General features: G+C 52.5%; 23 protein-coding genes. 7 read left to right on the top strand and 16 right to left on the bottom strand.

Features of this window, described 5'->3' with window-relative positions; all coding sequences use genetic code 11:
• Positions 1–56: 56 nt before the first annotated feature.
• From HU175_RS07565 to HU175_RS07550, 4 genes are read right to left on the bottom strand one after another with little or no spacing between them, the layout of a single operon-like run.
• Positions 57–467 (bottom strand): PIN domain nuclease, encoded by a 411-nt coding sequence (locus HU175_RS07565; protein WP_176566014.1) that lies wholly within the window; start codon positions 465–467, stop codon positions 57–59.
• Entirely contained in the window at positions 468–665 is a 198-nt protein-coding gene (locus tag HU175_RS07560; RefSeq protein WP_176566013.1) for a type II toxin-antitoxin system VapB family antitoxin, read from the bottom strand. It abuts the gene before it with no gap.
• Positions 666–709: 44 nt separating this feature from the next.
• Positions 710–1,885: a hypothetical protein gene (locus HU175_RS07555; protein ID WP_176566012.1), complete on the bottom strand. Its 1,176-nt coding sequence runs from the start codon at positions 1,883–1,885 to the stop codon at positions 710–712.
• Positions 1,872–2,870: a DUF2157 domain-containing protein gene (locus HU175_RS07550; protein ID WP_176566011.1), complete on the bottom strand. Its 999-nt coding sequence runs from the start codon at positions 2,868–2,870 to the stop codon at positions 1,872–1,874. Before HU175_RS07550 ends, HU175_RS07555 begins: the two co-directional genes overlap by 14 nt.
• Positions 2,871–2,920: 50 nt before the next feature.
• Here HU175_RS07550 and HU175_RS07545 point away from each other — a divergent pair, with 50 nt between their 5' ends.
• Positions 2,921–4,609, top strand: a complete 1,689-nt coding sequence (locus HU175_RS07545) for a VRR-NUC domain-containing protein (RefSeq protein WP_176566010.1) — start codon at positions 2,921–2,923, stop codon at positions 4,607–4,609.
• Positions 4,610–4,638: 29 nt separating this feature from the next.
• Here the strand turns inward: HU175_RS07545 and HU175_RS07540 are convergent, their stop codons facing one another.
• The 7 genes from HU175_RS07540 to HU175_RS07510 all read right to left on the bottom strand — a co-directional run bounded on the left by HU175_RS07540 (position 4,639) and on the right by HU175_RS07510 (position 13,594).
• Positions 4,639–5,151, bottom strand: a complete 513-nt coding sequence (locus HU175_RS07540) for a thioredoxin family protein (protein ID WP_176566009.1) — start codon at positions 5,149–5,151, stop codon at positions 4,639–4,641.
• A gap of 27 nt (positions 5,152–5,178) precedes the next feature.
• Entirely contained in the window at positions 5,179–6,336 is a 1,158-nt protein-coding gene (locus tag HU175_RS07535) for a DEAD/DEAH box helicase (RefSeq protein ID WP_176566008.1), read from the bottom strand.
• Positions 6,337–6,451: 115 nt separating this feature from the next.
• Complete coding sequence (locus HU175_RS07530) at positions 6,452–6,829, bottom strand: DUF2752 domain-containing protein (RefSeq protein ID WP_176566007.1); 378 nt, start codon at positions 6,827–6,829, stop codon at positions 6,452–6,454.
• A 7-nt stretch (positions 6,830–6,836) separates the two neighbouring features.
• On the bottom strand, positions 6,837–7,373 hold the full coding sequence (locus HU175_RS07525) for a CD225/dispanin family protein (protein WP_176566006.1): 537 nt from the start codon (positions 7,371–7,373) through the stop codon (positions 6,837–6,839).
• A gap of 187 nt (positions 7,374–7,560) precedes the next feature.
• Positions 7,561–8,970 carry a glucoamylase family protein gene (locus HU175_RS07520; protein ID WP_176566005.1) on the bottom strand — a complete coding sequence of 470 codons (1,410 nt, stop codon included), beginning with the start codon at positions 8,968–8,970 and terminating at the stop codon, positions 7,561–7,563.
• A gap of 96 nt (positions 8,971–9,066) precedes the next feature.
• Positions 9,067–10,566, bottom strand: a complete 1,500-nt coding sequence (locus HU175_RS07515) for a RagB/SusD family nutrient uptake outer membrane protein (protein ID WP_176566004.1) — start codon at positions 10,564–10,566, stop codon at positions 9,067–9,069.
• Positions 10,567–10,579: 13 nt separating this feature from the next.
• On the bottom strand, positions 10,580–13,594 hold the full coding sequence (locus HU175_RS07510) for a SusC/RagA family TonB-linked outer membrane protein (protein ID WP_176566003.1): 3,015 nt from the start codon (positions 13,592–13,594) through the stop codon (positions 10,580–10,582).
• A 390-nt stretch (positions 13,595–13,984) separates the two neighbouring features.
• Between HU175_RS07510 and HU175_RS07505 the strand changes: the two genes are divergently transcribed.
• Positions 13,985–14,392, top strand: coding sequence for a c-type cytochrome (locus tag HU175_RS07505; protein WP_176566002.1), 408 nt, complete (start codon positions 13,985–13,987; stop codon positions 14,390–14,392).
• A 56-nt stretch (positions 14,393–14,448) separates the two neighbouring features.
• Here HU175_RS07505 and HU175_RS07500 read toward each other — a convergent pair whose 3' ends face one another.
• The gene (locus HU175_RS07500; protein ID WP_176566001.1) at positions 14,449–16,047 is read right to left on the bottom strand and encodes a serine hydrolase domain-containing protein; all 1,599 of its coding nucleotides are present in this window, start codon (positions 16,045–16,047) and stop codon (positions 14,449–14,451) included.
• Positions 16,048–16,216: 169 nt separating this feature from the next.
• Here HU175_RS07500 and HU175_RS07495 point away from each other — a divergent pair, with 169 nt between their 5' ends.
• The 3 genes from HU175_RS07495 to HU175_RS07490 all read left to right on the top strand — a co-directional run bounded on the left by HU175_RS07495 (position 16,217) and on the right by HU175_RS07490 (position 17,826).
• Positions 16,217–17,086: a glucose 1-dehydrogenase gene (locus HU175_RS07495; RefSeq protein ID WP_176566000.1), complete on the top strand. Its 870-nt coding sequence runs from the start codon at positions 16,217–16,219 to the stop codon at positions 17,084–17,086.
• A gap of 339 nt (positions 17,087–17,425) precedes the next feature.
• Positions 17,426–17,554, top strand: coding sequence for a hypothetical protein (locus HU175_RS24945; RefSeq protein WP_255433119.1), 129 nt, complete (start codon positions 17,426–17,428; stop codon positions 17,552–17,554).
• Positions 17,555–17,571: 17 nt separating this feature from the next.
• Positions 17,572–17,826, top strand: a complete 255-nt coding sequence (locus HU175_RS07490; protein ID WP_176565999.1) for a hypothetical protein — start codon at positions 17,572–17,574, stop codon at positions 17,824–17,826.
• Between the two features lie 53 nt (positions 17,827–17,879).
• Here HU175_RS07490 and HU175_RS07485 read toward each other — a convergent pair whose 3' ends face one another.
• From HU175_RS07485 to HU175_RS07475, 3 genes are read right to left on the bottom strand one after another with little or no spacing between them, the layout of a single operon-like run.
• On the bottom strand, positions 17,880–18,509 hold the full coding sequence (locus HU175_RS07485) for a Uma2 family endonuclease (RefSeq protein WP_176565998.1): 630 nt from the start codon (positions 18,507–18,509) through the stop codon (positions 17,880–17,882).
• A 25-nt stretch (positions 18,510–18,534) separates the two neighbouring features.
• Entirely contained in the window at positions 18,535–19,356 is an 822-nt protein-coding gene (gene rlmB, locus HU175_RS07480) for a 23S rRNA (guanosine(2251)-2'-O)-methyltransferase RlmB (protein ID WP_176565997.1), read from the bottom strand.
• Positions 19,329–20,759, bottom strand: a complete 1,431-nt coding sequence (locus HU175_RS07475; protein WP_176565996.1) for a GWxTD domain-containing protein — start codon at positions 20,757–20,759, stop codon at positions 19,329–19,331. The genes rlmB and HU175_RS07475 overlap by 28 nt, the downstream gene beginning before the upstream one ends.
• 197 nt (positions 20,760–20,956) lie before the next feature.
• Here HU175_RS07475 and HU175_RS07470 point away from each other — a divergent pair, with 197 nt between their 5' ends.
• Both HU175_RS07470 and HU175_RS07465 read left to right on the top strand, forming a co-directional pair.
• Complete coding sequence (locus tag HU175_RS07470; RefSeq protein ID WP_176565995.1) at positions 20,957–21,724, top strand: class I SAM-dependent methyltransferase; 768 nt, start codon at positions 20,957–20,959, stop codon at positions 21,722–21,724.
• A 58-nt stretch (positions 21,725–21,782) separates the two neighbouring features.
• Positions 21,783–22,172: a hypothetical protein gene (locus tag HU175_RS07465; protein WP_176565994.1), complete on the top strand. Its 390-nt coding sequence runs from the start codon at positions 21,783–21,785 to the stop codon at positions 22,170–22,172.
• Between the two features lie 106 nt (positions 22,173–22,278).
• Here HU175_RS07465 and HU175_RS07460 read toward each other — a convergent pair whose 3' ends face one another.
• Positions 22,279–24,588 (bottom strand): FdhF/YdeP family oxidoreductase, encoded by a 2,310-nt coding sequence (locus HU175_RS07460; protein ID WP_176565993.1) that lies wholly within the window; start codon positions 24,586–24,588, stop codon positions 22,279–22,281.
• Between the last annotated feature and the right edge of the window lie 4 nt (positions 24,589–24,592).

Here is a 24,592-nt window from a genome sequence, read left to right as displayed (position 1 = left end):
TAGGTTTACGGGGCCAAACTTAGCGGTTTTTCGGCATACGCAGGCAGGAAGTTTACTTACAAGTCCACAACCCGCAGGGTAGTATAGCGCGCAATCTGATCAAAATCAACGTCATTGTGCAGCACCGGCAGGCCGTGCATCAGGGCATAATAGGCAATCAGACAGTCGTTCGGCTTGCGAATCGTTACGCCTTTTTTGCGTAGTGAGCGATAAAGGTCAGCCGCCCCGATAGCCGCTTCGACGGGATCGAGGGTTAGCATGATCATGTCGGATAGAACATGCTTTACGTCTTCATACAATGTATCCTCCCAAATTCCCTGTAGTACCTCCTGAAGCACTATAGCAGTGATGAAAACCGGTTTTTGACGCAGAAAATACCTATCCAGCAATGCTGTCTGCCACGTATCGACACGTTTCTTGTTTAACCAGTCAATCCAGACTGACGTGTCAACCAACAATGAATCCATCTAACGCTGAGTTGTTTGCGACTCCTCATCATCCCAGAACTCAACTTTACCCCGTAAGTCCAATAGTCGTTGATAATTGAGGCCAGATGATACGTAGCTTTTCAAAGCCAGTTCAATGACCTGCTTTTTATCCGTCAACTGGCTTATGTCCATGGCCTTCTGGAGCAGGTCATCGTTTATGTCGATCGTTGTCTGCATTGTTTCTTATCGTTATACACAAATCTAATCAATTCCGTTGACCATCAGTAGTTTCCCGAACCGCCACCACCGCCGAAATTTCCACCGCCAAACTTGATATCGTCATTATGGTTATGGGGTACGCCAGTCACCGTCTGGGCGGCTGCCAGCGCTTCCGGACTCAGGAAGAACTCGTCGGGCGAATCGTCGTCCGCTACGTCGGTAAAGCCGTTTCGTGGCTGGCGCAAGTATTGAATCATCGCAATCGACAGGCCAATCAGCAGCAGCCCACCAAAGATGAGCGCTACATTGAGCGACACCCATTGCAGATAGTGATGCAGGGTCATGACGGCCCCCACCAACCCCAATCCACCCAAAATAATCAACATCCGATTCTTTCGAGCCAGACCGATCTGCAGGTATGCACCAGGAATACAGAACGTAAAGATCCAGAACAGAAACGCCAGTGATAGTTCTGGTGCGTCGGTCGGAATGGGTTTGAGCAGGAGTCGGTTTATCTCGCGGGCGACGAAATAATTACTGCTGGCAGCCAGGCCAATCAAGGCGCACCATTGGGTCAGGCTGATGCAGTCGGCGTAGTACGGTGTTTGGCCTGACAGTCGGTTTGCCTGGCGGGCCAGTACGTAAAGCGCGGCCGAAAGCCCCATCGTAACGAACGGTAAGGCGGCACGCCCTCCGTCGATATCAAGCAGCCAGTCGAACACCATTACGTAAGTCGTAGCTACAGTAAAAAACGTAATCAACGTATCACCGTAATACCACAGTACCAGCAGCAGCAACGGCAGCGAAATCAGACAGTGCGTCGCTACGGAGAGGCCGGGGGGAAACAACTGATTGATACCAAATACCAGAAAACCGGTTTGCATAACGACAAAGGCATTGTCGATTCCGTTGTGATACAGTTGCCGCTGCTGAATCAGTATCCAGCCCAGCCCGGCTACCAACGCCCCAAAAATCAGATTGAACACGCTGGACGATGCCTGCGTATTAACCAGCGAAGGAAAAAACGTGCTCACCAGCAGATAGGTCCCCAGGAGGGTTACCGTTGTAAATAGGAACAAACCAATTTCGATATAGCCATTCGTTTGCTGAAACCCGATAGGATAGGTTCGTCGAATGGCCTCCATCTGTTCGTTCGTCAGCAGATTCCGGCGGCACCAGCTATCAGCCTGGCGGACAATCTCGCGGTTATAAATCCACGTTTCGTTATACGCTTTCATGGGTTGGCTTAGCTTTGGGGAACTGGCTCATCAGGTAAGCAATGAGCGCAATTCCGGTCAGGATAAAATACCAGTAATATAGGCCGTCTCCCCACTTGACGGGATGCAGATAGTGGAAGAATAAATACGTCAGACCGATGTAGCCGTACACAGCACTCATCAGCAGAAACAGAAACGAACCCCCGTGGTCTTTACTGCGTCGCCGACCGTAGCGGTCCAGCAGGAAACAGGCCGCAAACAATCCCAGTACAAACACCAGCCGTAGCTTTTCAAAGTTAAACAGCCCGCCCAGCAGCGCCACCATAAGCAGATTCCCGGCAATAGTCAGATATGTATAGGTGAAATGGGCCTTGATCCGGCGCTGTTCGAGGGTCAGGGCAATGCCGATTAACAGCAAGGCCAGCAGAATGGCGGAGAAAACGGTTCGCTGGTCGAAGAAGTTGGTTTTGATGTACAGCTCCAACGGCCGAACCGTTACGCCGACCCAGGCAATCAGGGACGTCAGCGCCATACCCAGTACGCCCCGGTGATCGAAGCGGTAGGCCAGCGGCAGAAACAGCACGGCAGGTAATAACGTAACGAGCCCATAGCGGGTGCCAAACAGCGTGTAGGCGTACTGCGCGTAGCCTTCCAGCGTCAAAAACAGCAGGCAGGCCAGCAGCAGGGCATAATCGCCGAAGGACGAACGACTTTTAGCATGTTCCAGCGTCCAGTCCGGCCGGAAGCGCCAGGCAAAGGCAAAGCTCGCCAGGCACCCCGCTCCCATGGCTGCCAGCAGTGCCCCTCGACCCAGCTGGTCGATGTTATCATAAATCAGGAAACCAAGCCCGGCACTCAGTAACAGAATACCAACGTACAGCAATGCGCGCAGTTCCCAGTGCAACGAGAATGGTTTTTTCTGTTCATAGTCAGTCAGTTGGTCTGCTTGCAGGTCGGTCAAAATACCTTTCTTTCTTAATGCTTCCAGCGCATCCGTTGGGGACATAAACCGTGTTTTTTTTGTTATCTGACTACCCCATCCATGGGTTGCCATCTATGATTGGACAACAAAAAGTCATCCTGACACCCCGGTATTACCTCGACAATTTTCAGTACGTACTTGCCTTCGTCAGACGGTTGTACGGCAACTTACTGAATGAGGCCGAGTGGGATTTTATTAACCGATTCGAGCAGCTCAGCCCGGACGCCCAGTGCCTGTACGTACGCTTCAGCAACCGCACCGGACTCTTTTTTCGGGTTGGTAAGCTACAGTATAACGAGATAACAAGCCTACCGGCCGCGGTGGATGAGCTGATTACGGCCGGTTTTATCGAGTTACTGGCCCGAAATCATGAGCATTTCGGTGAATTGGCCCTTGGCGTTTTCACTAAAGCGGAGCTCCTCGAATTGTTACCACTAGCGCCCGAAGAGATCAAACCACTCGCCAAAGAGAAGAAAGAAGGCGTAGTGCAGTACGCGCTGCGCGAACTTGATTTTGGCGAAACCATCACGAGCCTGACCACGCGCGAGACCGTCGTGAAGATGAACTTTGAAGCGGAAGTCATGATGATCAAGTACCTGTTCTTCGGCAACCGGGGCGGCAGCATGACCGATTTTGTGGTGCGCGACCTGGGCATGGTCAATTTCGAACGGCACGACGAAAGTAAGATGACGGCCCGCTTCCGCACCCGTAAAGAGGTGGAAGACAAACTGCTGATCTCGCTCACGAACGAGGAATTTTACCACCTCAAAGAAAGTGAGATCCCGGCCGAAGATGTGTATAACTGGTTTCTGAACTGGAACGAAACCCTGCCCGACCTCGCCCCTATTGCCCAGCCGGGGTACCAGAAACTGGTTTGCAAAGTAGGAGCCTATCTGGAGCGGCAAAAACTGCCTGAGCAGGCGCTGACGGTTTATGAACTCTCGGATCAGGTACCGGCGCGGGAACGGCGGGTGCGGCTGCTGTTTAAAAACGGCTCGGTCGATGAAGCGCTGGCCCTGTGTGATGAAATTGCGATGAGTCCCCTCAACGCCGAGGAGCGGTACTTTGCGAAAGATTTCCGCGACAAGATTCTGGGAATTGGCGAAAAAAAACGTACTCGCAAAGCCACGACCCGCTTTCTCTCCGACGCCGACAGCGTCGACATTCCGGCGGCCTACCGGCACCATGTTGAAGCGGGTGTCATGAATTACTATCTGGAGCGCGGCTACGACGCAGCTTTTACCGAGAATTATCCGTGGCGCGGCCTGTTTGGCCTGGTTTTCTGGGACATCATTTACGACACAACCGTATCAGCGATTCATCATCCGCTGCAACGGGCTCCGTCGGACTTTTACCTGCCCGATTTTTACCTCAAGCGCGAAGAACTGTTTAAAAAGCGGCTGGCCGAACTCCAGACGAAAGACGACTGGCGACGCCATACCGGACGCATGTTCAACGCGAAACACGGTATTACGAATGTGCTGGTCGACTGGTCAGATGAACTGCTGGCGCTGGTGCAGCGCATGATCGAACTGCTCGACGCGGAGCAACTCGGCCTGATCTTACTGGAAATGGCACGTAACGTTCGCGAACACAGCCGGGGTTTCCCTGATCTGCTGGTCTGGAACGAACAGGGCGATTATGATTTTGTCGAGGTCAAATCCCCTACGGATCACCTCGGCCCGCAGCAACTGCACTGGCTGGAGTTTTTCCAGACCATCGGCGTGCGCGGTAAAGTTGTGCGGGTTATCTGGGAGGCCTGAATCCCTACCTGGCGGTAGAAAATAAGGCGCTATTTCTTCGATACGTACGATTTTGGGTCCGTTGCGGTTGGCGACCATTGCTGCAGAAACTCAGCAACCAGCTTGGGGCTATGGCCTTTTCCTTCTTCCAGGTAGGCTGAGTTCTGGGTATGAATCCGGTTTCCTTTTCCGTCGAGCACCACAAACACCGGAAAGCCAAACCGCTGGGGGTAGCCGAGCTGTGCCAGCGTAGCTTCATTTTTGTTCTCGGGGCTATAGTTCACGTGCACTACTTCGTAGTTCTGCTTCAGCAACCGATTCAAAGTCGTATCCGTCGTGGTCAGGTTGTTGAACCGGATGCACCAGACACACCAGTTACCGCCCAGTTGAAGCAGGACGTGCTTACCCTCCTTATTGGCTTTGCTGACGGCATTTTTGATGTCCTGCTGGGCATCAGCCTGCGGGTTATAAATGTGGGGCGCGGGCACTTTGGCGGATTCCTGGGCCTGACTAACGCCGAATGAGGCCACCAGCAATGTAACGGCTAAGAATAGTGATTTCATTTGTCAGATAGGTTGATAGTGAAGTAATTAGTAACCCTGCAAATTAATCGCTTCCGATTCTAAGATTTCCACGCGCCTGCCCATTTTTTTCTGAATAATCTTAAAATGGTGTTCGTCGTCCGGTGTGATCAGCGAGATAGCATCGCCCGTGGCGTCGGCCCGACCCGTGCGTCCAATGCGGTGCACGTAATCTTTGGGCGAGCGGGGCAACTCGAAATTGATTACGTAAGGCAACAACTGAATATCGATTCCCCGGGCAATCAGATCGGTTGCCACCAGTACCGTCAGCCGGCCGGCTTTGAACCGGGCCAGCGCGTCGGTACGGGCTCCCTGCGTTTTGCCGCTGTGGATGGCTGCCGCCTGAATGCCGTTCTTGTTGAGTTTGACAACCAGATTGTCGGCGGTGCGGGTCGATGAAACGAACACCAAAACCTGTTTCATTTCGCCCGATTTAATCAGGTAACGTAACAATGGCCCTTTGCGCTCGGCTTCGACCCGGTAAGCACGCTGTGTAATCAGGTCCAGGTTCTCTTCCGGCTCGGCGATTTCTATTTTGACGGGATTTTTCAACAGGTTCTCGCGGATCGTCTGAATGGCGTCGCCCAGCGTTGCCGAAAACAGGATTGTTTGCCGATGGCGGGACACCTGCGCCAGTACGTTGTCCATCTCCTCCGCAAAGCCCAGTTCCAGCATCTTATCGGCTTCGTCCAAAACCAGGGTTTCTACCGATAGCAAATCAGTAGCATTCGACGCCAGCAGATCGAGCAGTCGGCCCGGCGTGGCCACCAGAATCTCCGCATCACGTAGCGCAATCATCTGCGGATTGATCGATACCCCACCAAACACGGCCACCGTTTTAGGCGGCTTCGGCAGGCGTTCACTGAACGTCAGGAATACCTCGGCTACTTGTCCGGCCAGTTCGCGGGTGGGCACCAGCACCAGTACCCGAACTTCTGGCCGGGAAGCAATTTTCCGGTTCAGAAACTGCTGGAGAATGGGCAACACAAAACTCGCCGTTTTTCCCGAGCCGGTTTTCGCAATGCCCAATACGTCCTTACCGGCCAGAATTGCCGGTATAGCCTGCTGCTGAATGGGGTACGGCTGTGGGTACTGCTGTCTGGCGACGGCATCGGTCAGGGCGCGGGACAGCCCGAGTTCACCAAAAGGGTTGGTCGTTGTAGTCAATGAAAAGAGTCGATAATCTATTTTCCTAAACGGTTTTAAAAGAAAATCGTGCGCAACTGGCGGGTAGAAGTTACCGGCATGCTGTTCTGAATGAGCATTCAGGTAGTCGAACGTGTTAACGCCTGAAGAACCATACCCGGATAAACCAATAGAGCATTACAAGGCCAAAACAAATCCAGGCAGCCACGCGGCCGTATAACCGTTGTCGAAACTGCGGAAATCGGGTACGTAACGAACTGTATTCTACCACGAAGCCAACGAGTAGATAAGGCAGCGACAACACCAGCAAAGGATTCAGCGCAAATGCCTCATCAACATGACCGTGCAGCAACTGATGCAGACAGCGCTGTGAACCACAACCAGGACACGGCAGACCCGTTAGTAAGCGAAACGGGCATGGAGGAAAGAAGGTTGCCACTGCCGGATTGACTTGATAATACAGCACCAGTGCGGCCCCAACTCCCGTCAAAATCAACAGGCGCTTCACCAGCATGTCGTTACTAATACTGATTGCTACCAATGCCCGCTACGATACCCAGGAAGATAAGCGCCATGTAGATAATCCAGCCGCCTATTGCCACAAAAAAGCCAATTTTGGTCCAGCGGCCAGCTTCATCGGACGCATGTCTGGCTCCCTGCATATCGCCCATCCGGAACCGGCTCTCTACTTTTGACGCATTAATGATCCCCACAATTCCGAAGGGCAGGCAGCAAAACAACGTAACCAGAATAGACTCGACCAGCCAGGTTTTGGGTGGTATATGCCCCATCGGCATACTGCCATAGCCCTGCTGCGGATAAGGCTGTTGATACCCCTGCGTCGGATATCCCCCTTGTTGTAGCGGATAGGCTGGTGGCGTAGTAGGCTGCTGCCCTAGAAACAAGGCATTTATTTCCGGCACATCGGTCCGGCGTTTCCAGTCAGGTAAGCCGTCGGCCCAGACGAGCGTATCAGGCCCAACGGGTTGTTTACTAAACTCTTCGGCCGGAAAAGGACCAATTTGCTGATTACCGTTCAGGTAATAATAGTTTTTCATGTATGGGTGGTAAATGAACGGATGCAAAGTAGTAAAAAGCCAATACCAACCTATTGACCGAGCTGAAGTTTTCAGGGAAAAATAAATTCCTGCTGAATTACCGTTGATACGCTGAAAAGGATTCATTCTCAGCGTATCAACGGCGGTCCGACAGGAATTTATTTTGTGCCTTTACTTCTCGCCCGTACTACTGTGCCAGCCAACCGCCGGTAAAACCGGCTTTAGTCAGTCCGCGACGGATGTGCGGATTTTTCTGCATCAGTTGCCAGATAAAGCCCGACCGCAGGTTCTCCGCCATCAGCAGGATTGGCCCCTGGTCGATACCCAGATAATCGACATCAAACCAGCCATTCGCTGTCGTTCCATTTGAAACGCGGGCCGGGTAGTGATACGTTGGGTTAAAGGCGTCGCGGAAACCGTACTCACCGTAGAGTTTTGCGCCGTATTTGCTTTTCATAGCCCGCAACGCGGGTACGCAAATCTCCGGGGCAAAGGCCATCGATCCACCGGCCGCCGTGGGTGCAATCGTGCCATCATCCACGATCTGCGTACTGGCAGCGCCACGGGCGCGGTAGGAAAAGAACTGTCGTCCATTGGCTAATGTATCACTCGGCCCATCGCAGGCGGTCAGGCCCCAGATCGTTGGGCCATAGTCCTGCCAGTTGGACGGATTAGCCACGCAGTAGGCCCGGTTGGCGTAAGTAGCCCGGCGCGAATTTTCGAAGTAGTCGATGCCCTTGCCGCGCATATACTCGTCTTTTATTCCCCGAAAATCAATCCAGACATGGGAATACTGATGACCGAACAGCGGATCGAAGTTCACGTGCGTCTGGTCGTAGAACGTAGCCCAGTGATATGATTTCGTCCAGGCGCTCCAGACGTCATTGCTGACCGGGTGCGTTGGCGAGCCAAGCGCCAGGACGTAGAGCAGCATCCCCTCGTTATAACCGGTCCAGTCGCTTTTAATAAAGCCGGATTCGGGATGCCAGCCCATTGACACAAATGGCTTGTGATTGGTGATCCATGCCCAGTCGACCCGTTCGTAGATCCGATCGGCCAGTTGGCGGATTTCGGCTTCGGTCGTGTTGTTCTGATCGAAATAACTTTGCGCGCTCAAAATACCACCTAGCAGCAGCGCCGTATCAATCGTCGATAATTCGACCTGCTTGAAGCGCTCACCGGTTTTCATATCCAGAAAATGGTAGAAAAAACCCTTATAGCCCGCTACACCCGTCGCCTTGTCGGACTGGGGCGCACTGGCGAAAAAGCGAAGCGTATTCAGCGTACGATCGGCGGCCTGTGCCCGAATGATGTAGCCCCGTTCAACACCCACCAGATACGACGTCAGGCCAAAACCAACAGCGGCAATACTCGCAAACGAGTTCGATGGCGCGCGATCGGGAACCAGGCCGTTCTCGGGGTTAGTCGTTTCCCAGAAATATCGGAACGTATCGCGTTGCAAACTATCCAGAAACGTCTGATCAGATCCCGACAGAGAGTAGGCTGCTGGAGCGGGTGTTACGGCCTGTTTTTTCGGCTGGCAGCGAACCGTGGTCAGACTGGCGACTAGCAGCGTTATGCCTAGTAAATATTTCATACGTTAAAGCGAGAAAAGGAGAAAGATGTGAGACGAAAGACACACAGTAGGTTGATCTTTCGTCTCACATCTTTCTCCTTCGTTTGATGAAATCAATTAATACCCCGGATTCTGGGTCAGTTGGCCACCGCTCAACTGAATCTGTGGCTGCGGAATCGGGAACAGTTCATGTTTGTCCGTTACGAAGTTTTTACCCAGCGCCTGGAACACGGCGGCTGCCCGGCCCTGACGAACCAGATCGAAATACCGATCGTGCTCAAACGCCATTTCAACCCGGCGCTCTTTCCAGATCGCCTGCCGTAGATCGGCCTGGGCGGTGGTCGTTACGTTCGGTAAAACGCCCGTTACGCCACCGCGCGCCCGCGCCCGAACCAGATTCAGCGACGTTAGCGCTTTGGTTGACTGGCCCAGTTCGTTGGCGGCTTCGGCGTTCATGAGCAGTACTTCGCCGTAGCGTAAAATCCGAACGTTTTTGTTCGTTTCCCAGGTGCTGCCGTTGTTGGTTTCCCGCGTCAGGCTCACATACGCTTTGTAATTGTAGTACGGATTTTCGGCGTTCGCGCTAACAACCCGGCCATCCCAAAGCGTCATTCCTTTGCGGATAATCGTGCCATCACGCCGGGTGTCACCGGTTTCGTAGGCATCGAACAGGTTCTGCGAGGGCGTATTGAAGCCCCAGCCCCAGCCGTTTTCACCCCGGGCACCCTGCGACTCGAAGTACCCCTGCACCCCTTTGTTCGGCGTTACACCCCGGCCCTGAATCTCGAAAATCGACTCGACGCCGTTCTCCGACGATTCGCGCCAGAGTTCGCCGTAGTTCGGCAGCAGCGAGTACTGACCCGACGCGATAATTTCGTCGGTAAGCTGCTGCACTACGTTCCATTTTTTCTGGTACATTGATACCTTCGCCAGTAGTGCTTTGGCAGCGCCTTTGGTTGCCCGGCCCAGATCGGCCGAGTTGTACTGCGATTTCTCGGGCAGATTATTGACCGCCGTTGCCAGATCGCTTTCAATCTGGGTATATACCTGTGCGGCCGTAGCGCGTACCCGACCGTTCTGGATGTCGTTCTGGTTCGTCGGATCAGCTACTTTAGTGATCAGGGGTACACCACCAAACGAGCGAACGAGGTTGAAATAACAGTAAGCCCGCAGGAAACTGGCTTCGCCAATGAGTCGATTTTTCAACGTATCGTTGATCGTGAGCGCGGGCAGGTTGTCCAGCGCCTGGTTAGCCCGGGCAATGGCTTCGTACTGCCCACCCCACACCTCGTTGAACGAAATACTGGAAGCCGAGAATGTGAAATTGTCCAGCTGGTCTTTGTCCGTACCTGTATCCCCCGGCGAACTGCCTTTATCAGCATCATCCGAGATTATACTGGTAACCCCATTCCAGGAAAAGGAGTGAAAATTCCAGTCAAGCATCTTCGAGTAAATGGCGTTTACCAGACTCGTTGCGGCATCGGCATTGCTGGAGAAGAAATCTGTTGGCGTCTGCTGCCCCTGGGGCGGTACATCCAGAAAGGATGTCGAGCAGCCACCGGCAGCAATCAGTCCGCTAACACACGTATAGGTGAGAAGTTTCTGTAAAGTTTTCATCTGCGTTGTTTACTTAAAAGCCAATATTCAGACCTGCCAGATACGAGGAAGCAACCGGATAGGTGCTCAGTTCGATACCGGCGTTGAGTGGGTTTGAACCCGGCAGTTCTGGTGTATAGCCCGAGAACGCCTTAATCGTCAATGCGTTCTGCGCCGTTACGTAGAACCGTACCCGACTCACTTTCAGACTCGACACGGCTGATTTTGGGAGTGTGTAGCCTAGCGTGATGTTATTCACCCGGAAGAACGAACCCGACTCGACGTAGTACGTCGACGAAATAGGCACGGCATTGCTGGCGCGGGGCTCTGTGTTACTGGGGTTTGTTGTTGTCCAGCGATCAGCGCGCGAGGCTTCGATGTTCTCATTCCCGAAGCGTTGCGCCTTCTTCCCGTTATAGACCTTGTTACCAAAATTGGCGTACCAGTCGGTCGAGAAATCGAAGTTGTGCACCGTAAAGCCACCGTTTATACCGAAGTAGAGTTTCGGCTGGTACGAGCCGACAAATACGCGGTCGTTGTCGTCAATGACGCCGTCGCCGTTTTGGTCCACGTAGCGGAAATCACCCGGCTTACTACCCTGAATTTTGGCCTGCGTGCTATTCACCTCTTCCTGCGTCTGGAAAATTCCGTTGGTCTGCCATACCCAGAAACTACCTACAGGCTGACCTACGGCCGTCCGGGTGGTATACTGACCGTTTCCGATACCGCCCTCGTTGATCGGCAAGCCGCCCTGTACGTCTTCCAGCCGGTTCCGGTTGATGGTCGCGTTAGCCCCTACGTTGTACTGGAATCCACTTTTCGAGCTGTTCCGCCAGTTCAGCGCAAATTCAAAACCCTGGTTCCGAACACTGGCGGCATTGGTCAGGTAGGCACCGTCAACGTCACCGAAAATGGCGTCGATGGGGCGGGTGAACAGGGCGTCGCTCGTGCGTTTGTTGTAGTATGTAAATTCCCCCGTCAGTCGGTTCTTGGCCAGGGCAAACTCCAGGCCGATGTCCGTCCCGGTCGTTACTTCCCAATGCAGATTGGGGTCGATCAGATTTGTGATGGTACGTCCCTGCTGCAGCGTCTGGTTTGGTCCAAACGCGTAATCCAGGCCGCTGGCGATGGTGTACAGGAAAGCACTCGGATCGATCCGGTCGTTCCCGGTTTTCCCCCAGCTCACCCGTGCTTTCAGTTGATCGAATGGCGTTTTACCGCGCAGGAACGGCTCTTCGCTCAGCACCCAGCCCGCCCCCAACGATGGAAAGAAGCCCCAGCGATTGTTGGCCGGAAATTTACTGGAACCATCGTAACGGGCCGTAGCCGTGAACAGGTAGCGATCCGAGTAATTGTAGTTTACCCGGCCGATGTATGACTGCCGCGTCTGGATGCTTCCTGACTCGCTATTAGTTGCCGTTGAGGCATTCCCCGTGTTTAGATAAAAATAATTGGACTGGGGCGGTACGTCCTGGCGGGTAGCCTGTAAAATATTGTTCTGGAACCGTTCGGCCACGTAACCGGCCAGCACTTTCAGGGTGTGTTTCTCGGCGAACGTGTTGCTGTACTCCGCCGTGTTGGTCCAGAGCCAGCGCGAGCTGAACGAGCGCCCTACGGATAGCTCGCTTGTCAGATTACGCTGGTTGGCAGATACCTGATAAACCGGATTGTAATTATACGCCCGGTTGGTGTTGCTTTCAATCCCAAAATTCGACAGCAGGATGATTTTCTTCAATACGGTCAGATTACCGTAGAACGATCCCTGCAGCCGCAGTCCTTTGGCGTTGTAGTTGGTGTAATCCAGTTGAGCAACCGGGTTCGCTACGTTATTGCGGGCCGTATAGCCGTACGAACCATCCGCATTACGAACGGGCACCAGGGGCGCCTGTTTGTACGCATTCGTGAACGCGCTATAGGCGGTTGTGCTCGGCAGCGCCGGATCAGTCGTGCTCGACAGGTTCGAGTTGTCGTTTGCCAGACTCAGATTATGACCCAGTTTCAGGACGGGCGACAGGATGTATTCGTTGTTCAGCCGCAGCGTCAGCCGGTTGTAGTCGGTACCTTTCAGAATCCCTTTTTCGGTGAAGTAACCGGCGCTGAACAGATACGTCGTTTTTTCGGTACCACCACTCACCGAGAGTGAGTGATTCTGCTGGAATCCCGTGCGGGTAATTTCCTTGAACCAGTCGGTGTTGGCCGTGTTCGCGGATGCCGCATCGAACGGCAGCGCACCCGTCGGGTTGTCGTACCGGAACGCTTCGTTGTTGTACTCGGCAAACAGCTGCGAATCCGCCATCCTGACCCGGTAGGCGGGCGTACGAATACCGAAGTAAGCATCGTAGGAAACGCTGGGAGCTCCCGTTTTACCCCGTTTCGTCGTAATCAGGACAACGCCGTTAGCCGCCCGAACCCCATAAATTGCCGTGGCCGACGCGTCTTTCAGGACATCAACCGACGTAATATCCGAGGTGTTGATGTTCCGGATGTCTTCGGTAATGATTCCATCCACTACGTACAGCGGATCGGCTCCCCCCAGCAGCGTACCCGTTCCGCGAATCCGAACAGTAGGCGCCTGACCAGGCGCTCCCGAGTTGATGATCTGCACCCCAGCCATTTTGCTTTGCAGGGCCTGCGTAGCAGATAGTACGGGTTGGCGAACCAGCTCTTCGCCCTTGATTTGCGCCACCGAGCCGGTTACGTCGATTTTGCGTTGGGTACCGTAGCCCACAACAACAACCTCTTCCAGCGCCCGGGCATCGTCGCCGAGTTCAACGTTGATCGTGGTTTGATTACCAACCGGCACCTCCTGACTGGTCATCCCGATCATACTGAATTGCAGCACCGATCCACTGGGAACGTTCAGCTGGTAGTTTCCTTCAACATCGGTAGCGGTTCCGGTCGTTGTTCCCTTCACCAGAACGCTAACCCCTGGCAGCCCCTGTTTGTCAGATTTGCTGACGACTCGGCCTGTAATCTGCTGATTTTGGGCGTAAACACTCCCGTAAAGACACAGCCATAAAATAGTTAGTAGGTAACTCAGTTTTCTCATAGTTGAGTTAAAATTTAATTTGGCGCACCAAAAATAAGAAGACTTACCCTAATACTATTTAAACCTTTTTTGATAACATTTTAATTAAAAATCTAATTATACAACTTTGTTCAGAATATTGTTTGCCGTTATTTATCATATAGTGTCACTTTTAAATCCAAAATCGAATTTTCTCTACTCTAAAATTATTTTCAGCCCGGCAAAAATTAATGAGGCTGAAAAGTTTTCTTGGCATTTGATTAAACGATTTTAAGAAACAATTGTCCAACAAGTGTTTTACTAGGAAAAAGCCGGGTTATCATTGGCTTATCGTGGGAAGAATCTATTTTTGTGCTTTTCGCCCGCATCCTGTTGTGTAACATTTACCAATTATTGCTTACCCGATTTCTCATGAAAAAAACATTCGGATTTCTGTTTGCTACAGCTACCCTAGCTTTGGCATCTTTTGACTCGAACGCTCAGGCGCCTACGGCTGATATTCCAGCTGACATGAATGCGTTGATGAGCAAATACACCTGTATTGCCTGTCACCGCCCAAATCAGCGACTGGTTGGTCCGGCTTACGCAGACGTTGCCAAGAAAAATTACTCGAACGAGGAGATCGTTAACCTGATCTACAATCCAGTTCCAAGCCACTGGCCGGGTTACCCACCAATGGCGCCGATGAAGCAGGTTCCTAAAGAAGATGCGATGAAGCTGGCCGTTTGGATCAACTCGCTGGATGGTGGCGCTAAGAAATCGTCAACCACGAAGAAATCAAGTACTACTACGAAGAAAACGACCACGAAAAAATCGTAAGGTCATCTTGTTGTTAAAAAAAAGCCCTTCTACACAGAAGGGCTTTTTTGTTGGGGTTAGGCACTAAGCTGGCCCTGTACTGTAGGGCGACTATCTTTCGTGTCCGGGTTGAGAATGGCCAGACTTTTCTTAAACTCGACCTGAACGGTGTCACCCTGGAAGGTACACGTAACACGCTCGTAGTGGGCGGTTTCAATGAATCGCCAGATCATACTGAACGTCTGGTCATCGAGCCAGGCTCCGGTTGCATAAAGCGTTGTCGTTTTCTCATTGGGTACGCTGGTCGGTACCAGTTTGAGCGGCAGTGGTGACAGGCCCGTCGTACTTTCCCGCCACTCGCCCAGCCCGCACAGTACGTCCCGGGGCCCTTGTTCATCTTGCATTGTAAACCGCACTTCGTTTGGTTTGAACTTCAGCAGTACACTTTTGATGTTTAGACTGTTGTCAGCAATCCGGTACGTTTTCCCGCTCACCCTGTCGACGGTCGCTTTCGGTTCCAGCGTAGTCGGGGGAATAAACGAAAGCGTCGCTAACTCCTGCTTTAGCTTTGCCTGTACGGCTTTTTTGTCGCTATCTATACCTTTCCCGTTTAGAGCGGGCAGAATATGGTTCCAGACCTGATCCAGAATCCCCTGCATGTCAGCAGTTTCGGACGTAATAGCAACCACAGCATCCTGATCAGGCATCACAATGCAGTACTGACCGAACGCACCGTCGCCCCGGTAGGCATTGTTCCGGCACCGCCAGAACTGATACCCGTAGCCTTGTAGCCAGTCGTTTTCTTCCGCCTTCCGCGATCCGCCTTTCGATTGAATGTGGGATTTGGTTGCGTCGGCAATCCAGGATTCGGCCAATAGTCGTTTGCCCTGCCAGACACCTTTCTGTAAATACAACTGACCGAACTTAGCGATGTCTTCGGTTTTTACCCGCAGTCCCCAGCCGCCCGTATCAACACCAGTTGGATCAACTTCCCAGTCGGCTCCTTTGATGTCGAGTGGATCGAACAAGCGTGGCTTCAGGTAATCCAGCACCGGCTGGCCGGTCTTTTTCTGCACGATAGCCGACAGCATATACGTAGCCCCGCTGTTGTACAGGAAGAACGTACCGGGCTTGTGGTCGACGGGTTGGGCCAGAAACGCTTTTGCCCAGTTGCCGTCCTTTGTGGTCAGCATACCCGACGTCGTATCCTTGTCGTGGCCGGTTGACATGGTCAGCAGATCCTGTACGGTCATGGCTGCCAGATTCGAGCTGACCGTAGCTGGTACGTCCTCCGGGAAGAAAGAAACGACTTTATCATTCAGCGTGAACTTGCCTTCACCGATCGCCATTCCGACGGCTGTTGACGTAAAGCTTTTACTGAGCGAGTAGAGCGTGTGTTTGTACTGAGCCGCGTAGGGTGCCCACCAGCCTTCGGCCACGACATGGCCGTGACGTAATACCATCAGGCTATGCAGATTAAGTTTGGCTTTCTCTACGGCATCGACAAAGTCAAGTAGCCCCTGCGAGGCCACGCCCTGCGTTTCGGGCAAACTACGGGGCAGACCAGCCGTTCGCGCGAACAGCAACGGATTAGCAGTTGTATATCCGGTCGACAGGCTCAGGCCCGCTGCACCCAGGCCAAGCTGTAAGATGAAGTCTCTACGAGTGATGCTCATGTCCAGCAAAGCGCCCTTCTGAGTAATTCTACCGTATCTCCAGCCTGGCCTAACAAAGATGGACGTATTAGTCGGCGAAAATCATTTTTTTGTTAACAAAACCTATAGACAAAGAGATTAATTAATAGCGTTTGCAAAGACGCTTCATTCAACGTTAACCGTTAATCAAATGTCACAGACAGAATCTCGTCCGACAGCCGAAGAGCTGAAAAGTGAAGTCCAGGAATTTCCGGCTATTCAGGCCAAAATGACCCCAGAACCCGATAGTGATTTATCCAATTATAAAGCAGCGGGTAAGTTAGCGGGAAAAGTAGCCATCGTTACGGGTGGTGATTCAGGAATCGGTCGCGCCGTTGCGATTGCCTTCGCCAAAGAAGGAGCTAATGTAACAATCATGTACCTGCCCGAAGAGGAAGAAGATGCGCAGGAGACCAAACGGCTGGCTGAACAATTCGGCACGACCTGTTTGACCATTGCGTCCGATGTACGGGTGAAAGCCAACTGCCAGGACGTTGTTGACAAAACCGTGAGTCAGTTTGGCCAGCTTGATATTCTGGTCAATAATGCGGCTTACCAGCACATCGAGAAAAAGATTCAGGATATTTCTGAGGAGCAGCTCCGGCGTACGTTCGACACCAATATTTTAGGTTATTTCTTCATGGTGCAGGCTGCCTTACCTCAGTTGAAAGAAGGCGCTTCGATTATCAACACCGGTAGCATTGTTGGTAAGCAAGGAGAGCCTCAGCTGGTCGATTATGCATCGACGAAAGGGGCCATTCATGCGTTCACAAAATCGCTCGCGACACAACTAGGCGAACAGAAAATTCGGGTAAACGCTGTACTACCAGGTCCTATTTACACGCCGTTTCTACCCGGCGCTGGTATGGGTCCGGACGGCGTTAAGCAGGCTGCTTCGAAAACAATTCTGCAACGCCCCGGCCAGCCCGAAGAACTCGCCCCTGCCTACGTCCTACTGGCGTCGGAAGACGGTAGCTACATTACTGGTAGCCTGCTTGACGTGAACGGTGGTAATGCCTAAATGAACCAACGTATCTTCTGAAGGCTATAGACCGTTCAGAAAGCCGCTCCTCTTGCTTGGGGAGCGGCTTTTGTTATTATGACCTGGATTCGCCCAAGTGAGATAGACCGGGTATTTCTTTTTGCTGATCGCTACGTTAGATCAGGCTTTCTTTTTGAATGTCCCTTATTGCAACGTCAGTACAAAAAAGATGAACTGCGTATTGTTTTTCCGTCATGTCTGCAACACAGCTGTATTCCAACTGGGGCGTTTGGTCCAAAGGAGGAGTCTTCAGTATACAAAGAAAGCCGACGATTTCTTGCAGGCTTATAATGGCAAAAATTTGACAAAGAAAATGACATGTTGCAAACAGCGACCAACGCATCATCCGCCCTCGATGGACTAAATCTGACTGTTTCTCCCGGCGAAATTTTTTGCCTGCTGGGGCAGAACGGCGCCGAATACCCACAGGAAACCAAAAATTTCTAGCTTACCCGCCCGAAACGATGCTGTTGTACCCGACCCTGAGTGGCTTGGAGAACCTGAATTTCTTTGCCTCGCAGGCAGGGTATTACCCCTGTCAACAGATGCTGCTCAGCCGTGTTAGCTTACAAGCCGACGCGTACACGCGCCTACTGGGAGGCTATTCTCCCCTGCCCACCGCCAATCTGACGGCCAACGAACTCGAAGCGATCTACCTGCAAACCGTCAAAAACGAGACAGGCACTCCGACAACGAATTGTATCAGAGTGCCTGCTTGATAGTCTCATCTTGGAAGTAGTTAACTAAAAAATTGGACCTATCGTCAATCTTTTTAATCAACTACAATTCCTCGCTTTTCCAGATAGGCCCCAACATTAAAATGCTGGCCATCCATCAATGTTATGTCCCGCATCCAGTCGATCGTTTCGATACGTTCTGTCGTGGCAACAATCACTACTTTAGCGTCGGTTAATACCCAGAAGACCGTTTCAACACCAAAGTCGAGCAGCTTACGGGTCTTTCGGTAAATGTAACTCGTCTCGCCGGTATCGGCCGCGTCAATGCTGATGTCTACTTCGATTGCGATGCGGGGTGGCACGTCGGCGTATTTCTTTGAAATGCTTGACGGTGGCAACACATCCTGACTATAGATCGCAATATCATTGGCTAAATTGCTGCGATGGTCAATATGCACACCCGGTTCGCTAACTAGCACGAAGAACTGCTCCTCGTCAATGAATTTGCCAATGAAGACAGTTAGGTAATATACGATTACCGGTTGCAGTGTGCTAGCACCCATGATCTCTTCCAGCGTTTTTTTCCCAGCTATAACTTCCCGATACCCTTTACGATACAAGGGTTTTCCATCGAGCGTCTCATAAACAAGCGCTTCAGGAATTTTTTTAGCCTTCGTGCGCGTCGTTGCCGGACGCGACTGGACTGTTTGCGAGATTGTAGCCATACTGCTGTTTACTGGTCAGGGCTTCCTATTCGTCTACTGATTGGCTCCGCTGCCGAACGGCTTCGTAAAGCACGACTCCCGTTGCGACCGATACGTTCAGCGAACCTACTTCACCCAACAGCGGAATTTTTACGTGCGTATCGACCATACGAAGCAGCTCGGGCGAGATACCATCCTCCTCTGAGCCCATAATCACGGCGATGGGTCCACGCAGATCTGTACTACGTTCGTAGAGATCCCGGCTCGATTTTTCGGTACAGGCGACAACGCTGATACCCGATTCCTGTAGGTACTTTACCGTCTCGGTCAGGTCAGGTTCCCGGCAAACGGAGATGTGATTCAGCGCTCCCGACGAAGTTTTCATGGCGTCAGAATTGATGGCAGCTGCGCCCCGTCCCGGAATGACGATGCACTGAACACCCGTACACTCAGCCGTCCGGGCAATGGCCCCAAAGTTCCGAACGTCGGTGATACGGTCGAGCAGCAAGAAAAACGGCGTTTCGCCCCGTTCGTACACATCAGCGATGACGTTCGAGAGCTTGACGTATTGTACCTGCGCAATCAGACAAACAACCCCCTGGTGATTCTTGCGGGTCAGGCGGTCAAGCCGTTCGGGCGGTACCCGCTGAATGGTTACCCGTTTTTGAAAAGCCAGATTCTGGATATCGGGGTTACTTAGCCCCTTCTCCATATACAGCTTATCAATCTGCTGATCGGAACGCAACGTTTCAAGAACCGACTGAATCCCAAACACCATTTCATCGGGTCCGGGACCGGTCTGTGCGGGACGGTTGTAATTTCTATGCTGATTGGGGCGATTTACTCGCGAATTGCGCCGGTTCTCCATGCTTCGACAATCGGGTACCAAACCGGCTGATACTCCATGTAGCGTACCAACTCGTAATGATCCTCGACAAATTGATTTTGTTTTCTGGTAAACGTAAAATTCACTTCCGAGGCATTAGCCCGGCGGTTATAAACCCAAACCTCGCGTTCGCGGTTCCGCTGCACCCGGTCTGGCGCTCCCAGAATGATATAAATCATGCCTTTATCGGTCTTCCAGCCTTCCTTGTAGGTTGTAAACAGGCGATTCGCTTCTTCAACCCGGTCAAAATACGCCCGAATCGTATTCTTTGCTACGTCCTGGTTACCCGCCATCAGGCTCAGCCAGTAGCGGTCGAACGCTTTTTTCGTATCCCGCGCCTGGCCTAATTCATTTATTTCCGAACTGGTGCTCATATACAGCACGGGCTTGATAAGTTTCTCCGGACGGGTCAGTTTGGGAAACCGTTTGTCGGTCACAACCAGACCAATACCCGAAGAAGCTGTCGTGTCTTCAACGAAGTAATAGAGTCCTTCCACGGGCAAGACAAAAGGTTGATTTGTTGTAATAGTCAGCGTTGAATCAACCGACAGGGAGCGGGCAACGGGGCGGGCACCGGTATTCATCGGCGACGAGGCCGCTTCAAAATCGTGTCTGTACCGAATGCCATACAGCTGCTTCCGGCTGTTGCTGGCGTCACCGATCACCACCGTATCGCCCGTGCTGACGTAGTGCCGGAGTTTGGGCTGTTGTCCGTCACGGTCAAACAGCGAGTACCGATCGCTCAATTGATTGTTTCCGAACCGGATCGTCAGGTCGTTACGGGCTTTGGTTCCACTGCCAATTTCGGTTACCTCCGTTAGCAGCACCGCCGTAGACAGGTCTTTGGGCCGTTTTATATCAAAAATCAGGCGTAGGTGGTCGCCCTGCCGACGTACCGACTGTTCATTGAGTGTAATATTACCGTACCCCAGCCGATCCCGGTTATTGTAGTCAGGATACATGATGTACGCGACCTGAAAGTGCTGCGCAAAGTCAGTTGTGCTGATCACGCTGCTGCCCGCTGGCGACTGAAAAGTCAGATCCATATACACCCGGGCATTGGTTGAATCCACAGCCAAAAACTTGCTTTTGATCGACGTAACGGCCCAGTCGCTGGCCGATTGCACGGGCATAGTCGCCTTATCAGCCGCCTGTACCGGCGCTGTTGTGCGTACCTGCGCAGGGGTTCCAGCGGGCTGATTTGGCAGATTGCCCGTTGGGGTGACCGAACCGCGCTGGGGACTATTGCGCTGTGCTTCCGTGCGGGCGTCGTAGGCGGCATTGACCCGCTCCTGCATTTCACGCCGACGGGTTTGTGGTGTCTGCTTACCTGTCGAACAGGCCGCCAGTAACGTAATGAGTAGTAGAGGAGATACTATCCGCATAAACAACAGATTTCTTGCGTTTTTTGGCTGAAGTCTACCTGATAGCAGGCTTGAGCTTCCTTACCAGATACTCGTTTTGGTTGCTTACTCATAACGAAAAAACGTCGGTGTTCTGCTTACCAGCGCTCTTCATTTTTCTTTACTTCTGCAAAAGACTAATTTTACTGTCCGAATTGCACACATAATGTGGCGAACGCATGTACAAAACCACTGAAATTACCTCCGCTGAAATTGCATCCGACAACCCGGTTCACCAGCGGTTATTGTTTCCCTATGTCGAAGCTGCCCAGATCGTTAGCGGCAACGTACTCGAAATTGGCTGCGGCTGGGGTCGGGGCCTCGAACTGCTGACCAAAGCGGCCAGTCATTACACCGGCATCGACAAAAACGAAGAACTTATTGCCGCACTAAGCGCCGAATATCCGAAATCGACATTCATTGCCGCCAATATCCCCCCACTGAGCAAACTAGCCGATAATACGTTCGATTACATCGTTACGTTTCAGGTAATTGAGCATATTCAGAACGACGACCTGTTCATCAAAGAAGCCCACCGCGTGTTGAAACCAGGCGGCAAACTACTGTTAACGACTGTAAATAAAACGTTTTCGCTGACCCGCAACCCCTGGCATGTCCGCGAATATTACGCCGATGGCCTGAAAGCGCTGATAGGAAACTATTTTCCAACGGTACATACACGCGGCATTCACGGCAACGGCAAAGTAATGACGTATTACGAACAGAATAAAGAATCGGTAAAAAAACTGACCCGTTTCGATATTTTCAACCTACAGTATCGCCTGCCCCGTCGTTTGCTCCAGGTTCCTTACGATCTGATGAACCGGCTGAACCGAAACCGGCTGCTGCAGGCCGACGGGATTGCTGCCGAAATCAATTACACCGATTATCTAGTAAGCAATGATCCGGCCGGTAGCCTGGATTTCTTCTATATCGCGACAAAGTAAACCAAATCACCTATATTTATAGTAGTTAACGCATTCAACCACACACAGCAGTTCTACTATGAAAAAATGGATGATTGTCCCTGCCCTGGCGTTTCTATCCGGGCTCTCCGGTTGTCAGCACAAGGATACAGGTTTCGCTTTTACGACCCAGCACCAATATCGCCATCGGCTGTTTACGGGTGGCTATGAATTCATCAAGTTCAAGCCAGACGGTACGGTGTATGTGGAGATGCGGCATGATGGTATTAACGTCAGAACCAACGGCACCTACGCTTTATTTAAGACGCAGCATGGTCCCTTCTATCGGGTCAATGTTGCCCTGGAAAGCGGTCCTCGCCGGAATATTGAGTTTTCCGGAATACCCGATAATACGCTGGTAGATGATCAAAAAAGCCAGGCATGGAAGCTACACCGGGTACTTAGTCCTACTTCTAACGAGTTGATGTAGCAGGTGCCGGTTAAGAACAGTTTATACGTTTTTCTGTCATCCCGGCCGGTCCGCCGGCGCGGCCGGGATGACAGAAAAATAAAACCAGAGACAGGTATTCCATTGACTATGTTGTAGCCGGGGTTACCGTAATAACGATTGATTTCGACGTGGGAGTCCGGCTTTTCTCGGCGATGGAATCGATTGGAATCAGTACGTTTGTTTCGGGGAAATAGGCGGCAGCACAACTCCGGGGAATGTTATAAGGCACAACGATAAACCGGTGGGCGGTACGTCGTTTGCCGTCGTAGTCGCTGTGCAGGTCAACAACCTGATTTTCCTGCAGGCCCTGGTTCTTCATGTCCTCTTCGTTCATGAATATGACCCGACGTTCGTTGTAAACGCCCCGGTAGCGGTCGTCGTTGGCGTAGATCGTTGTGTTGAACTGGTCGTGGCTCCGGACAGTCATCAGCAGCAGCTCACCGGTTTGTAGTTCGTGCTGCGTCGGCGCGTTGATCGTGAAGTGCGCTTTCCCGTCTGACGTCTTGAATTTCCGTTCGCGCGGTCCGTTCGGAATGTAAAACCCACCCGGCTGGCGTACTTTCTCGTTATAGTTCTCATGGCCTGGTACGGTTCGGGCAATCAGCGCCCGAATCTCGTCGTAGTTTGCCACCAGACGATCCCAGTCAACAACTGATTTATTACCGAGTGTCGCCTTGGCCAACCCGCCCAGAATGGCGACTTCACTTTTTAGCGAATCAGAAACAGCGTCGACGATTCCGTGCGACTGGGCTACTACGCCCGTGGTACTTTCGCAACTGACAAACTGTTCCCCACTGGCCTGCCTATCCCGGTCCGTCCGGCCGAGACAGGGAAGAATCAGCGCTGTCTCGCCATGAGTGAGATGACTGCGATTAAGCTTAGTCGATACGTGCACCGTCAGCTTACAGTTCCGCAGGGCCTCAGTGGTATAATCGGTATCAGAAACCGCCATCGCAAAGTTGCCACCCAGGCCAAAGAATACTTTGGCTTTTCCTTCGTGCATGGCTTTCACGGCAGAAACCGCGTCGTAGCCATGTTCGCGGGGTGGCTCAAAACCGAACTCTCGTTTCAGGGCATCCAGAAACTCCGGTTTGGGTTTTTCCCAGATACCCATCGTCCGGTCGCCCTGCACGTTACTGTGTCCACGAATCGGGCTGGCCCCTCCCCCTTCAATGCCAATGCTTCCTTTCAGGAGCAGCAGATTGATTATTTCGTTGATCGTATCGACCGAGTTCCGGTGCTGCGTCAGGCCCATCGCCCAGCAGATAACCAGCTTTGGCGTGTATTTGAACAGGTCGACTGCTTCCTGAATCTGAGCAATGGTCAGGCCGCACTGGGCCGCCAGGTCGTTCAGGTCAAACTGGTCGAGACTTTTGGTATACGCTTCATAGCCGCTGGTGTACGTCCTGACGAAGTCATGATCAACTACGCGACCAGGCTGTCCGGCGGCCGCGCTTTTGGCTTCTTCTGCCAGCAGCAGTTTGGCCATTGCTTTCAGCAGGGCCATGTCGGCATTGATACGTATCTGGAGAAAAATATCCGTCAGTTTTTCGCCCCCGAACAGCATATCACGCGGACTCTGCGGGTTTTTGAACGACAGCAGCCCCGCTTCGTGGAGCGGATTCACCGAAATGATCTTGGCCCCGTTCCGTTTGGCGGTTTCGAGGGGTGTCATCATCCGGGGCGCATTCGTCCCCGGGTTCTGGCCCATGATCATGATCACGTCGGCTTTTTCGTAGTCTTCGTATTTCACCGACGCCTTACCCAGCCCGAGCGTCTCAGCCAGTGCTACGCTGGTCGACTCGTGGCACATATTCGAGCAGTCGGGCATGTTGTTCGTGCCGTACTGCCGAACAAACAGCTGGTACAGAAAAGCGGCTTCGTTGCTGGTCCGGCCGGAAGTATAAAAAATGGCCTCATCGGGCGAATCGAGCGCATTCAACTGATCGGCAATGAGTTGGAAAGCATCCTCCCATGAAATGGCTTCGTAATGCGTAGCACCCGGCCGCAGAACCATAGGCTGTGTCAGCCGCCCCTGCTGTCCCAGCCAGAGATCGGGCTTCTGCAGCAGTTCGGCGACGGAATAACGCTGGAATAGTACCGGCGAGGCTGTGTGCTTGGTCATCACCTCATCGGCAACGGCTTTTGCCCCACTTTCGCAGTACTCGGCAATAACGGACCGGTGCCCGTCGGGATCGGGCCAGGCGCAGGACGGGCAGTCGAAGCCGTCCTTCTGATTCATGTTCACCAGCGCTTTCCAGCCGCGGGCGGGCCCCGTACCGTGCAGGACGTGCTCGAACGATTTAACGATAGCAATCATACCGGCAGCCTCGGTATAAGGTTTGCCGACTTCCAGATCGCCGGTCAGTTCTTCGGGTGGGGTATTCGGGTTCATAGTA

The sequence above is a fragment of the Spirosoma sp. KUDC1026 genome (genome assembly GCF_013375035.1).
Taxonomy (GTDB): Bacteria; Bacteroidota; Bacteroidia; order Cytophagales; family Spirosomataceae; genus Spirosoma.
The sequence above is the reverse complement of the archived record's forward strand: the minus strand, read 5'-3'. Positions and strand labels throughout refer to the sequence as shown.